General features: G+C 57.7%; 12 protein-coding genes. 1 reads left to right on the top strand and 11 read right to left on the bottom strand.

Annotation, left to right across the window (positions count from 1 at the left end; genetic code table 11):
• Nucleotides 1-117: 117 nt before the first annotated feature.
• From tolA to cydA, 8 genes are all read right to left on the bottom strand, one after another.
• Nucleotides 118-1,341: a cell envelope integrity protein TolA gene (tolA, locus tag ATE40_RS02960; protein WP_063918912.1), complete on the bottom strand. Its 1,224-nt coding sequence runs from the start codon at nucleotides 1,339-1,341 to the stop codon at nucleotides 118-120.
• Nucleotides 1,342-1,422: 81 nt separating this feature from the next.
• Entirely contained in the window at nucleotides 1,423-1,851 is a 429-nt protein-coding gene (tolR, locus tag ATE40_RS02955; RefSeq protein WP_004939859.1) for a colicin uptake protein TolR, read from the bottom strand.
• A gap of 12 nt (nucleotides 1,852-1,863) precedes the next feature.
• A complete protein-coding gene (gene tolQ / locus ATE40_RS02950) occupies nucleotides 1,864-2,547 on the bottom strand; it encodes a Tol-Pal system protein TolQ (protein WP_063918911.1) in 684 nt (227 codons plus the stop codon).
• Entirely contained in the window at nucleotides 2,544-2,948 is a 405-nt protein-coding gene (gene ybgC / locus ATE40_RS02945; RefSeq protein ID WP_025160034.1) for a tol-pal system-associated acyl-CoA thioesterase, read from the bottom strand. The genes tolQ and ybgC overlap by 4 nt, the downstream gene beginning before the upstream one ends.
• 130 nt (nucleotides 2,949-3,078) lie before the next feature.
• Nucleotides 3,079-3,375: a cyd operon protein YbgE gene (gene ybgE, locus ATE40_RS02940; RefSeq protein ID WP_019454032.1), complete on the bottom strand. Its 297-nt coding sequence runs from the start codon at nucleotides 3,373-3,375 to the stop codon at nucleotides 3,079-3,081.
• Nucleotides 3,375-3,488 (bottom strand): cytochrome bd-I oxidase subunit CydX, encoded by a 114-nt coding sequence (gene cydX / locus ATE40_RS02935; protein WP_004939868.1) that lies wholly within the window; start codon nucleotides 3,486-3,488, stop codon nucleotides 3,375-3,377. Before cydX ends, ybgE begins: the two co-directional genes overlap by 1 nt.
• Nucleotides 3,489-3,505: 17 nt before the next feature.
• Nucleotides 3,506-4,645 carry a cytochrome d ubiquinol oxidase subunit II gene (gene cydB, locus ATE40_RS02930; protein ID WP_019454033.1) on the bottom strand — a complete coding sequence of 380 codons (1,140 nt, stop codon included), beginning with the start codon at nucleotides 4,643-4,645 and terminating at the stop codon, nucleotides 3,506-3,508.
• Nucleotides 4,646-4,659: 14 nt separating this feature from the next.
• On the bottom strand, nucleotides 4,660-6,228 hold the full coding sequence (gene cydA, locus ATE40_RS02925) for a cytochrome ubiquinol oxidase subunit I (RefSeq protein ID WP_019454034.1): 1,569 nt from the start codon (nucleotides 6,226-6,228) through the stop codon (nucleotides 4,660-4,662).
• Nucleotides 6,229-6,911: 683 nt separating this feature from the next.
• Here cydA and ATE40_RS02920 point away from each other — a divergent pair.
• Nucleotides 6,912-8,810: a bifunctional metallophosphatase/5'-nucleotidase gene (locus tag ATE40_RS02920; protein ID WP_063918910.1), complete on the top strand. Its 1,899-nt coding sequence runs from the start codon at nucleotides 6,912-6,914 to the stop codon at nucleotides 8,808-8,810.
• Between the two features lie 72 nt (nucleotides 8,811-8,882).
• On the opposite strand, the gene sucD is transcribed toward ATE40_RS02920, so the two are convergent.
• The 3 genes from sucD to odhB all read right to left on the bottom strand — a co-directional run bounded on the left by sucD (nucleotide 8,883) and on the right by odhB (nucleotide 12,261).
• Nucleotides 8,883-9,755, bottom strand: coding sequence for a succinate--CoA ligase subunit alpha (sucD, locus tag ATE40_RS02915; protein WP_004939878.1), 873 nt, complete (start codon nucleotides 9,753-9,755; stop codon nucleotides 8,883-8,885).
• Complete coding sequence (sucC, locus tag ATE40_RS02910; protein WP_063918909.1) at nucleotides 9,755-10,921, bottom strand: ADP-forming succinate--CoA ligase subunit beta; 1,167 nt, start codon at nucleotides 10,919-10,921, stop codon at nucleotides 9,755-9,757. Before sucC ends, sucD begins: the two co-directional genes overlap by 1 nt.
• 122 nt (nucleotides 10,922-11,043) lie before the next feature.
• Nucleotides 11,044-12,261, bottom strand: coding sequence for a 2-oxoglutarate dehydrogenase complex dihydrolipoyllysine-residue succinyltransferase (gene odhB / locus ATE40_RS02905; protein ID WP_015376977.1), 1,218 nt, complete (start codon nucleotides 12,259-12,261; stop codon nucleotides 11,044-11,046).

Here is a 12,261-nt window from a genome sequence, read left to right as displayed (position 1 = left end):
CGGGATGCCTGCGATAAATTAGCAGAATTTTAACAAACCAACTCACGTAAAACTACATAATCCCTGTTGGTTACCTTAGTACATCCCTGTGATATCACTCAGCTCAAACAACCATTATTAAGGTTTGAATTCAAGGGTAGCATTCTTAACATGCTGATAAACGGCATCGCTCGGCGGCTTCGGTATATGCGCCAACTTGGCGGCAGATACCGCGGCCTGACACAATGCCGGATCGCCCCCTGCCGCTTGTACGCTTATCAGCAGGCCGTCCGGCGCCAGCTTGATACGCAGGTCACAGGTTTTGCCGGCGAATGAACTGGCGTCATAGAACTTGCTTTCAATCGCGCTTTTAACCTGCCCAATATAACCGTTGATATCCGCCCCGTTGGCGCCTGCCGCCTTGGCATTGCCCTGCCCGGCCGGTTTACCATCACCTTTCGATTTGGCACCGCCGCCCTTCGGCGCGTTCTTGCCGTCCGCCAGGCCGCCAAACAGATCGCTAACTTCCTCCGATTGTTTCGCAGCCTCAGCGGCAGCCTTCTTCTTGGCGTCCGCAGCGGCTTTTTTGGCGGCTGCCGCTTTCTCGGCCGCAGCTTTCTTCTCTGCCTCGGCGGCGGCCTTCTTCTCGGCTTCCGCTGCGGCTTTTTTCTCGGCTTCAGCGGCCGCTTTCTTCTCTGCGGCCTCTGCGGCTTTTTGCTCTGCGGCGGCGGCCGCGGCTTTCTTCGCCTCTTCCGCCTGTTTCTTGGCGGCGGCAGCGGCGGCCGCTTCTTTCTTGGCTTCCGCTTCAGCTTTCTTCTGCGCGTCCGCCTGCGCCTTCGCTATCTTTTCCGCTTCGGCTTTCGCCTTGGCGGCGGCGGCTTCGGCAACCTTCTGTTGCTCTTTGGCCTTGGCTGCGGCGGCTTCCGCCGCTTTTTGCTGCTCGGCAGCCTGTTTCTGCTGCTCCGCCGCCTTCTGCTGTTGTTCAGCCTGCGCCTTGGCGTCCTGCGCGGCTTTCTCCTGCGCCGCCAAACGCTCTTTCTCCAGCTCTTTCAGGCGCTGCTGTTGCTCCGCCTGCTTCTGCTGAAGCTCTTCGGCCTGTTGCTCCGCTTTTTTCTGGCGCTGCTTTTCGGCACGCTGCGCATCGTTGCTCTGCTGCTGCTGGCGGTTGTACTGCTCCACCACCGCGCCGGGATCGACCATCACCGCACCCACCACGGTGCCATCGCCACCGCCGCCGGCGCCCATGTCGACCTTTTCCTGCAGCGATCCCCAAATCAGCAGGGCAATCAATATGAAGTGCAGAACGACCGAAACAATAACGGCGCGGTTCAGCTTATCGTTTTGCTCAGTTGCCTTTACCAAAATAGATTCCCAAAAACTGGTGTTGCTTATACGGGGTTCCTGGGCCGCAGCGCAGGAACCGGGTTGCCGTTCGCCTTACGGTCAGATCGGCTGGGTCATCAGCCCCACGGAAGCCACGCCCGCCTGATGGAGAATATTCAATGCCTTGATAATCTCATCGTAAGGGACTTCCTTCGCACCGCCGATCAAAAAGACCGTTTTCGGGTTAGCCGCCAAACGCGACTTGGCCTCGGCCGCGACTTGCTCAGGCGGCAGCAGCTCCATACGGTTGTGATCCACCACCAGGGTGTATTGACCTACGCCGGAAACTTCGAGGATCACCGGCGGATTGTCATCGCTGGACACCGTTTTGGAATCGGTGGCGTCCGGCAGGTCAACCTCCACGCTCTGCGTGATGATTGGCGCGGTTGCCATAAAGATCAGCAGCAGCACCAGCAACACGTCGAGCAGCGGAACGATGTTAATTTCGGACTTCAGCTCGCGCCGACTACGTCCACGTACTCTCGCCATGCTACCTCCTACTTATTTGCTGTCGCTGGAGAAGGCCTGACGATGCAGAATAGCGATGAACTCTTCCATAAAGTTGTCGTAATTCTGCTCAAGCTTGTTGACGCGCTGGTTGAGACGGTTATAGGCCATAACCGCCGGGATTGCGGCGAACAGACCGATCGCGGTGGCGATCAGCGCTTCGGCGATACCCGGCGCCACCATCTGCAGCGTGGCTTGCTTCACCGCGCCCAGCGCGATAAAGGCGTGCATGATCCCCCACACGGTGCCGAACAGACCGATATACGGGCTGATCGAACCGACGGTGCCGAGGAACGGAATATGGGTTTCCAGCGTTTCCAGCTCGCGGTTCATCGAGATGCGCATCGCGCGCGACGCCCCTTCGATCACCGACTCCGGCGCATGGTTGTTGGCGCGGTGCAGGCGGGCGAACTCTTTGAACCCGGAATGGAAGATCTGCTCGGAACCGGTCAGGCTATCGCGACGCGCCTGACTTTCCTGGTACAGACGGGAAAGCTCGATACCGGACCAGAATTTGTCTTCAAAGGCTTCGGCGTCGCGCGTCGCCGCATTGAGGATGCGGGTACGCTGAATGATGATCGCCCAAGAGGCCACCGAGAAGCATATCAAAATCAACATGATAAGCTTAACCAGCAGGCTCGCCTTCAAGAATAAATCTAGGATGTTCATGTCAGTCACTGCTTAAACTCCGCGACAATAGACTTAGGAAGCGCTCTTGGCTTCATTTGGTGTGGATCAATACAGGCAATCAGGACATCTGCCTGGCTCAGTAGGGCCCCGTCAGAATTGACAATGCGTTGAGCAAACGTGAGAGAAGCCCCGCGCAGACAGGTGATTTCGCTCTGGACCTCCAGTTGCTCGTCGAGACGAGCCGGAGCCAGATAATCCACCGTCATGCGCCGGACGACAAAAGCGACTTGTTCACTGAGCAGCTGCTGTTGATGAAAGTTGTGCTGACGCAGCATCTCTGTGCGCGCTCTTTCAAAAAAGGCGACGTAGCGGGCGTGATAGACCACACCACTGGCATCGGTATCCTCGTAGTAAACGCGAACCGGCCATCGAAACAACGTATTACTCACTCTACTTCCCAGCAATGCAATTTAACGCTGCTACTATACGCAAGACGGATCGGGTTGGGAATGGGTTACAAGATGGGAATGAAAATAATTATGGGCCGTGAGGGCCCATAACGTGGGGACATCAGGGAGATTATAAAGAAACGTAAAGTAATCCTGCGCACAAGATCACAATTGCGGGAAGCGGCGCAAAAAAGGCGCGCCAGACGCTGCGCTGCGGGCGGAATCCGAAACCGTGGATCACCCCGGCGCACACTGCCCAAATCAGCAGCAACCCTTCCCAAATCTCCAGCGAGCTGGTTTTGGCGGCGAAACGAGTCGGATCCCAGAACACGCACCCCGCCAAAATCAACGCCAGCACCAGGGAAAGGGCCCGGATCGGGCCCTTGTCGGTGACAGCGTACAGCTTGTCAATCACGGACGAGCTCATCACTTACCGTCTTGCTGAGCTTTGGTCGCTTCGCTCTGCTCAAGCGCCAGCGCCGTGATGATGCCGAAGGCGCAGGCAAGAAGCGTTCCGAGAATCCAGGCAAAATACCACATGGTTTAGCTCCTTATCCTTAGTACAGCGAATGCTTGTTGTTTTCGATGTAGTTCTTGTCGAGGCGACCGAACATTTTGTAGTACGACCAGCTGGTGTACGCCAAAACGATAGGCACGAAGATCGCCGCCACAACGGTCATCACTTTCAGCGTCAACAGGCTCGAGGTCGCGTCCCACATGGTCAGGCTGACGTTCGGCACGGTGCTGGAAGGCATCACGAACGGGAACATGGTGACCCCGGCGGTGAGGATGACGCAGGCGATGGTCAGCGACGAGGTGACGAACGCCAGCGCGCCTTTCTCCAGACGCGAGAACAGGATGGTGAACAACGGCAGCACCACGCCCAGTGCAGGCAACGCCCACAGCAGCGGATACTTGTTGAAGTTGATCAACCATGCGCCGGCCTGATGCGCCACTTCTTTACGCATCGGGTTGGATTCCGCCAGGGTGTCCAGAGCCGACGTCACGACGAAGCCGTCAATGCCCTTCACCAGCCATACGCCCGCCAGCAGGAAGCACACTGCCATGATCAGCGTCGCGATTTGTGCCGCGGCGCGTGAACGCAGGTGGATCTCGCCGGTGGTGCGCATTTGCAGATAGGTCGCGCCCTGAGTGACCAGCATGGTCAGGCTGACCACGCCCGCCAACAGACCGAACGGATTCAGCAGTTGGAAGAAGTTGCCGGTGTAGAACAGACGCATGTACTCGTCCATGTGGAACGGCACGCCCTGCAGCAGGTTGCCGAACGCCACGCCGAACACCACTGCCGGCACGAAGGAGCCGATGAAAATGCCCCAGTCCCACATGTTGCGCCAACGGCTGCTCTCCAGCTTGGAACGGTAGTCGAAACCGACCGGGCGGAAGAACAAGGCGGCCAGCACCAGGATCATCGCGACGTAGAAGCCGGAGAAGGCCGCTGCGTACACCATCGGCCAGGCGGCGAACAGCGCGCCGCCGGCGGTGATCAGCCATACCTGGTTACCGTCCCAGTGCGGGGCGATGGAGTTGATCATCACCCGGCGCTCGGTATCGGTTTTCCCGATGATGCGCACCAGAATGCCGACGCCCATGTCGAAACCGTCGGTGACGGCGAAGCCGATCAGCAGTACGCCAACCAGGACCCACCAAATAAATCGCAGTACTTCATAGTCAAACATACGTGGACTCCTGTTTAGCGCGCTTCCTGCACGGCGGCAGTCGGTTGTTCAAAGTGATAGCGGCCGGTTTTCAGGCTGCTTGGACCCAGACGTGCAAACTTGAACATCAGGTACAATTCAGCCACCAGGAACAGGGTGTACAAGCCGCAGATCAGCCCCATCGAGAACAGAATGTCGCCCGCGGTCAGCGAAGAGTTGGCGACCGCCGTCGGCAGCACCTCACCAATCGCCCACGGTTGACGGCCGTATTCCGCCACGAACCAACCGGACTCGATCGCGATCCAAGGCAGCGGCAAACCGTACAGCGCCGCGCGGTGCAGCCATTTTTTCTGGCCGATGCGGCCGCGGATCACGTTCCAGAACGACAGGCCGATGATCAACAGCATGATTACGCCACAGGCCACCATGATGCGGAAGGCGAAGTACAGCGGCGCCACGCGCGGAATGGAGTCCTTGGTCGCCAGCTGGATCTGCGCTTCCGTCGCGTCGGTGACGTTCGGGGTATAGCGCTTCAGCAGCATGCCGTAGCCCAGGTCTTGCTTGGTTTTGTTGAATTCGGCGCGCACTGCAGGATCGGTGTTGCCGCCACGCAGCTCTTCCAGCAGCTGGTAGGCTTTCATGCCGTTGCGGATACGCACTTCATGCTGCGCCATCAGATCTTTCAGGCCGGTGACCTGAGTGTCCGTGGAGCGGGTGGCGATCAGGCCAAGCGCATACGGGATCTGAATAGAGAAGGAGTTTTCCATCTTGTCCTGATCGGGAATGCCGAACAGGGTGAAGGACGCCGGCGCCGGCTGAGTGTCCCACTCCGCTTCGATGGCGGCCAGTTTGGTTTTCTGCACGTCGCCCATTTCGTAACCGGATTCATCACCCAGAACGATAACGGACAGAATGGCAGCCATACCGAAGCTGGCGGCGATGGCGAAGGAGCGCTTGGCGAAGGCGATGTCGCGGCCTTTCAGCAGATAGTAGGAGCTGATGCCCAGAACGAACATCGCGCCACAGGTGTAGCCGGAAGCCACGGTGTGAACGAATTTCACCTGCGCAACCGGGTTAAGCACCAGCTCGGAGAAGCTGACCATCTCCATGCGCATGGTTTCGAAGTTGAAATCCGACGCGATCGGGTTCTGCATCCAGCCGTTGGCGACCAGGATCCACAGCGCGGACAGGTTGGAGCCGAGGGCCACGAACCAGGTTACCGCCATGTGCTGCACCTTGCTCAGACGATCCCAGCCGAAGAAGAACAGGCCGACCAGCGTCGATTCAAGGAAGAACGCCATCAGACCTTCGATAGCCAATGGGGCCCCGAAGATATCGCCGACGTAGTGAGAGAAATACGACCAGTTAGTCCCGAACTGGAACTCCATGGTCAAACCGGTGGCCACACCCAGAGCAAAGTTAATCGCAAATAACTTGCCCCAGAATTTGGTCATGTCTTTATAGATTTGTTTGCCAGACAGGACATATACCGTTTCCATAATTGCCAGCAAGAACGCCATACCGAGCGTTAATGGGACAAATAAGAAATGGTACATCGCCGTTAAAGCAAACTGTAAGCGCGACAGTTCGACAATATCAAACATCTTGACTCCTTGCTCCTCGCAGGAAGACTCCGACACGCGGTTATCGGCACGCTTCTTTCAAAGCCGCCAGTAACGCCCCGCAGTGAATGCCCTTAAACACAACAAATTTGATCCAGCTTCTCCGCTTTCAACCGCACACTCGGCCAATAGCCTCTTGGGCCGTCGACAAGCGCGCCACTGAAAACCGACAACGGGTAACAAATGCAACAAGATCAACCATCCATAATCACAACATGGATGATACTCGCCCAATCCCACACAATAAATAGGTTTTTACGTGACGTGGGTTGGACTTTTGGTTACAGGTCAAATCTTAGCCGAAAGAGGTACTTCGGCCTAATTTGATCTGAGACAATTTAAGCCTATCCGCATATTATTTCCATATTCATCAGCACATTTCGCATAATTTTCTTAGGGTCATGTTGCGCAATGGTTTAATTGTTTTTTAATGATATTTTTGTGTTAAATAAATGTAATTTAAAAGAGCCGCCATTGTATTATTACGCGCTTATTCTGCGACATAATTAACCTTTTATTTCCATTAAGCCATGACAGTGATTGCAGTCACAAAACAACAAATCTCCCTCCTATATTAGTCTATTTCTCGCTATTGGATCGTAAAGGTTGCGATTTTGTAGCAAAATGACCACTTATGTTAAAATTGCATTGAGCGACAATAAGTTATGAAAAAAATCATCTTTGCCTCTGTCTTGGGACTCTCGGGAAACGTCATGGCCGCCGACACGGTAAACATCACCCTATTGGGCACCTCCGATCTGCACGGCACCTTCGTGCCCTGGGACTACGCCAGCGATACGGAAAACCTGGCGGGCAGCCTGAGCCAGATAGCCACCCAGGTCAAAAAGGTGCGCGCCGAACAGCCCAATCTGATTCTGGTGGACGCCGGCGACACTATCCAGGGCAACTTCGTCGAAACCTTCAAGCATGAAGCCGTCAGCCCGATGATGCTGGGCCTCAACGCGCTCAATTACGATGTCTGGGTGATGGGCAACCACGAATTCGACTTCGGTCTGCCGGTGCTGGCTACGCCGCTCAAACAGTTCAAGGGGGCGGCGCTGGCAGGCAATATCGTCTGGGACAGCGGCAAACCCTACCTGCCCGCTTACACCATCGTTGAACGCCAGGGCGTGAAGATCGGCATTATCGGCATGGACACGCCGATGACCGCCGAATTCGCCAAAGGCACCGACCGCATCAAAGGGCTGAACTTCACCGATCCGGTGCAGGCGGTGAAACAGGTCATCAGGCAAATTGATGGCCAGGTCGACGCCATCGTGCTGGTGGCGCACATGGGCATCGACAACGAGAACCAGCGCCCGGGCACCGGCGTGGCCGACATCGCTAACGCCAACCCGGAGCTGGCGGCGATCGTCGCCGGCCACATGCATGTGAAGATCGACAAAGCGGTGGTCAACGGCGTCATCATCACCGAACCGGATAAATACGGCCGCGCGCTGTCGCGCATCGATCTGCAATTTGAACGCCGTGACGGCAAATTCACGCTGATCGACAAAAACAGCTACACCTACCCCATCAAAGGGCTGACGCCGGACAGCGCCATGCAGGCGCTCTACCAGCCGTATCACGACATTTTGCGCGCCAACGCCAATCGGGTGGTGGCGAAGCTGAGCGGCAGCGATCTGGTACCTGCCGACGAGTTCCGCGGCATTCCTCAGGTGCACGTGCAGGATACCGGCATCAGTGAGTTATTCCAGCAGGCCGCCCGGCACTATGCGCCGCTGGCGCAGGTGATCGCCCTGCAGATCGACAACGATCGCGCCAAGCTGGACGTCGGCGATATCAAGGCCAAAGATATCGCCTTTAACTACCAATACGCCGGCGGCGAGATCACCGTTTATCAGCTCAACGGCAAAGCGCTTAAACGCTACATGGAATGGTCCGCCGGCTACTTCAATCAGCTGCAGCCGGGCGACGTCACCTACAGCTTTAACCCAGCGCGACGTTCGTCCAAATATTCCACCAACGATTTCTTCGACGGCGTCACCTACACCATCGATCTGCGCCAACCCGCCGGTTCGCGCATCGTCGATCTGCGCCTGGCGGACGGCACGCCGGTCACCGACGACATGCCGATCCGCCTGGGCATGAACAGTTACCGCATGGGTCATCTGACGCAAAAGGGCGGCGCGCTGGAGGGGCAATCCTTCCCGGTGCTGTTCGACAGCAAAGCGCATTACGGTGAAGAAGAAGGCACCATTCGCCACCTGACACTGCGCTACCTGACGGAGGTGAAACACGGCCACTATCAGGGCGTGGTGCCGCAGCGCTGGAAACTGATCGGCATGGAGGGATACGAACCGCAGCGGGCGATCGTCAAACGGCTGCTCAATGAGGGCGTTATCCAGGTGCCGACCACCGACGACGGCCGCTACACCAACGTTGCGTCGATCAACGTCAAAGATGCGCTGTTCAGCAACGCCGACGATTGCCGCGCCGCCCTCACCTCGCTGGATCAGCAGCGGCAGACCGCGGCGGATCCGGTGCAACAGCGCCGCCTGCAGGATCGGATCGCGCTGATCAAGGCGCTCAACGAGTTCTGATCTTCGCCCATAAAAAAGGCCACCCAATGGGTGGCCAAACATGTCGAGATATTGTTATTTCGTACTAAACTCTTAGCGCTTCAGCACCGCTTTTACCGCGTCGCCGATGTCCGCCAGGCTGCGAACGGTTTTCACGCCCGCCGCTTCCAGCGCAGCAAACTTCTCGTCCGCCGTGCCTTTGCCGCCGGCGATGATGGCGCCCGCGTGGCCCATACGCTTGCCTTTCGGCGCGGTGACGCCGGCAATGTAGCCGACAACCGGTTTGGTGACGTGTTCTTTGATGTAAGCCGCCGCTTCTTCTTCAGCGCTGCCGCCGATCTCACCGATCATCACGATCGCTTCGGTCTGCGGATCCTGTTGGAACATCTTCAGGATATCGATGAAGTTGGAACCCGGGATCGGGTCGCCGCCGATGCCCACGCAGGTGGACTGGCCCAGACCGGCATCGGTGGTTTGTTTCACCGCTTCATAGGTCAGGGTGCCGGAGCGGGAAACGATGCCCACTTTGCCTGGCAGGTGGATATGGCCAGGCATGATGCCGATTTTGCACTCGCCCGGAGTGATAACGCCTGGGCAGTTCGGCCCGATCATGCGCACGCCGGCTTCGTCCAGCTTCACTTTCACGGTCAGCATGTCCAGCGTCGGGATGCCTTCGGTGATGGTGATGATCAGTTTGATGCCGGCATCGATCGCTTCCAGGATGGAGTCTTTGCAGAACGGTGCTGGAACGTAGATGACCGAGGCGGTCGCGCCGGTCGCTTCAACCGCTTCGCGCACGGTGTTGAACACCGGCAGGCCCAGGTGCTGAGTGCCGCCTTTGCCCGGAGTTACGCCGCCAACCATTTTGGTGCCGTAAGCGATAGCTTGTTCGGAGTGGAAAGTCCCCTGGCTACCGGTGAAGCCCTGGCAAATTACTTTGGTGTTCTTATCGATTAAAATGGACATTATTTACCCTCCACTGCTGCAACAACTTGCTGAGCCGCATCAGTCAGGCTGGTCGCAGCAATGATATTCAGGCCGCTGTCCGCCAGTTTCTTGGCGCCCAGTTCGGCATTGTTCCCTTCCAGGCGCACCACGACCGGGACGTTAACGCCCACTTCAGCCACTGCGCCGATGATGCCGTCGGCGATCAGATCGCAACGTACGATACCACCGAAGATGTTAACCAGAACCGCTTTCACCTTGTCGTCGGACAGGATGATTTTGAACGCTTCGGTCACGCGCTCTTTGGTCGCGCCGCCGCCCACGTCCAGGAAGTTGGCCGGTTCGCCGCCGTGCAGTTTAACGATGTCCATGGTGCCCATCGCCAGACCGGCGCCGTTAACCATGCAGCCGATGTTGCCGTCGAGGGCAACGTAGTTCAGCTCCCACTGAGCCGCACGGGATTCACGCTCGTCTTCCTGAGAAGGGTCACGCATTTCACGCAGTTCCGGCTGACGGAACAGGGCGTTGCCGTCGGCGCCCAGTTTGCCGTCCAGGCACACCAGATCGCCCTGCTTGGTGATCACCAGCGGGTTGATCTCAACCATCGCCAGGTCACGCTCCAGGAACAGCGTCGCCAGGCCCATGAAGATCTTGGCGAACTGGCTGACTTGCTTACCGGTCAGGCCCAGTTTGAAGGCCAGCTCACGACCCTGATAAGGCTGTGGACCCGCCAGCGGATCGATGGTCATTTTGTGGATCAGTTCAGGGGTTTCTTCCGCCACTTTCTCGATTTCCACGCCGCCTTCGGTAGACGCCATGAATACGATGCGACGGGTCGCGCGGTCTACGACGGCGCCCAGGTACAGTTCTTTATCGATGTCGGTCGCCGCTTCAACCAGGATCTGGTTAACCGGCTGGCCCAGCGCGTCAGTCTGGTAAGTCACCAGACGCTTGCCCAACCAGGCTTCCGCGAAAGCACGGATATCTTCTTTGTTGTTGACGACTTTAACGCCGCCCGCTTTACCGCGGCCGCCAGCATGAACCTGACATTTCACCACCCACGGGCCGGAGCCGATTTTGGATGCGGCTTCTTCTGCTTCACGCGGAGTGGTACAGGCGTAACCGGTTGGTGCCGGCATGCCATACCGAGCAAACAGCTGTTTTGCCTGATATTCGTGTAAATTCATGATGTTCTATCCATTCAGTTCTGAAGGTTTTTAGCCGGACCATTATTCCGCGGCAAACCGCATGGTTTTCCGGCCACATAGCACAGAGTGCGGGCGCGGCACGCCGCGCCCGGCAAGGGTTACTAGACGTCCAGCAGCAGACGAGCCGGATCTTCCAGCATCTCTTTGACCGTCACCAGATAACCGACGGATTCTTTACCGTCGATCAGGCGGTGGTCATAAGACAGCGCCAGATACATCATCGGCTGGATCACCACCTGACCATTGACCGCCATTGGGCGATCTTTGATGGCGTGCATGCCCAGGATGGCGCTCTGCGGCGGGTTGATGATCGGGGTGGACATCAGCGAGCCGAATACGCCGCCGTTGGTAATGGTGAAGTTACCGCCGGTCAGCTCTTCCACGGTCAGTTTGCCGTCGCGGCCCTTAACGGCCAGCTCTTTGATTTTCTTCTCGATGTCAGCCATGCTCATGGCGTCCACATCACGCAGTACCGGCGTCACCAGGCCGCGCGGGGTAGAAACCGCGATGCTGATGTCGAAGTAGTTGTGGTAAACCACGTCGGAACCGTCGATCGACGCGTTCACTTCCGGGAAGCGCTTCAGCGCTTCAACCACCGCCTTGATGTAGAAGGACATGAAGCCCAGACGCACGCCGTGGCGTTTCTCGAAGGCTTCGCCGTACTGCTTGCGCAGGTCCATGATCGGCTGCATGTTGATTTCGTTGAAGGTGGTCAGCATCGCGGTGCTGTTCTTCGCTTCCAGCAGACGCTCGGCGACGCGTTTGCGCAGGCGGGTCATCGGCACGCGTTTTTCGCTGCGGCCGGCCAGAGCAGGCTGCGGTGCGGCTTCAGCGGCGGCGGCCGGTTTGGCAGCGGCGCCGCCTTTGGCCAGGTGCGCTTCCACGTCTTCACGGGTGATGCGGCCACCCACGCCGGTGCCTTTGATGGCGCCGGCATCGAGGTCGTGTTCGGCGATCAGGCGGCGAATCGCCGGGCTGAGCGCGTCATTGCTTTCTTCTTCCAGGCTCGCGGTAGCGCGCTGTGCAGGAGTGGATTCTTTCTCCTGGCTCTTCTCGGCGGTCGGTTTGCCGGAGCTGTCGCCTGGGCGGATGCGGCCGAGCAGCTGGCGAGACAGTACGGTCGCGCCCTCTTCTTCCACGATAGCATCGAGAATACCCGCTTCACTGGCCGGCACTTCCAACACCACTTTGTCGGTTTCGATTTCAACCAGGACTTCATCACGCTGCACGCTGTCGCCCGGTTTTTTGTGCCAGGTGGCTACGGTCGCATCGGCAACCGATTCAGGAAGGTCAGGAACCAGAATATCTACGCTACTCAT

The sequence above is a fragment of the Serratia surfactantfaciens genome (assembly GCF_001642805.2).
Classification (GTDB): Bacteria; Pseudomonadota; Gammaproteobacteria; order Enterobacterales; family Enterobacteriaceae; genus Serratia; species Serratia surfactantfaciens.
Note: the sequence above shows the minus strand (reverse complement) of the source record. Positions and strands in the feature narration are given on the sequence as shown.

What these genes read in the sequence shown, in the direction of transcription:
- tolR (WP_004939859.1), bottom strand. Translation starts at nt 1,851, where the DNA reads ATGGCGAGAGTACGTGGACGTAGTCGGCGCGAGCTGAAGTCCGAAATT.
- cydA (WP_019454034.1), bottom strand. Translation starts at nt 6,228, where the DNA reads ATGTTTGATATTGTCGAACTGTCGCGCTTACAGTTTGCTTTAACGGCG.
- ATE40_RS02920 (WP_063918910.1), top strand. Translation starts at nt 6,912, where the DNA reads ATGAAAAAAATCATCTTTGCCTCTGTCTTGGGACTCTCGGGAAACGTC.
- cydB (WP_019454033.1), bottom strand. Translation starts at nt 4,645, where the DNA reads ATGTTTGACTATGAAGTACTGCGATTTATTTGGTGGGTCCTGGTTGGC.
- sucD (WP_004939878.1), bottom strand. Translation starts at nt 9,755, where the DNA reads ATGTCCATTTTAATCGATAAGAACACCAAAGTAATTTGCCAGGGCTTC.
- odhB (WP_015376977.1), bottom strand. Translation starts at nt 12,261, where the DNA reads ATGAGTAGCGTAGATATTCTGGTTCCTGACCTTCCTGAATCGGTTGCC.
- cydX (WP_004939868.1), bottom strand. Translation starts at nt 3,488, where the DNA reads ATGTGGTATTTTGCCTGGATTCTCGGAACGCTTCTTGCCTGCGCCTTC.
- sucC (WP_063918909.1), bottom strand. Translation starts at nt 10,921, where the DNA reads ATGAATTTACACGAATATCAGGCAAAACAGCTGTTTGCTCGGTATGGC.
- ybgE (WP_019454032.1), bottom strand. Translation starts at nt 3,375, where the DNA reads ATGAGCTCGTCCGTGATTGACAAGCTGTACGCTGTCACCGACAAGGGC.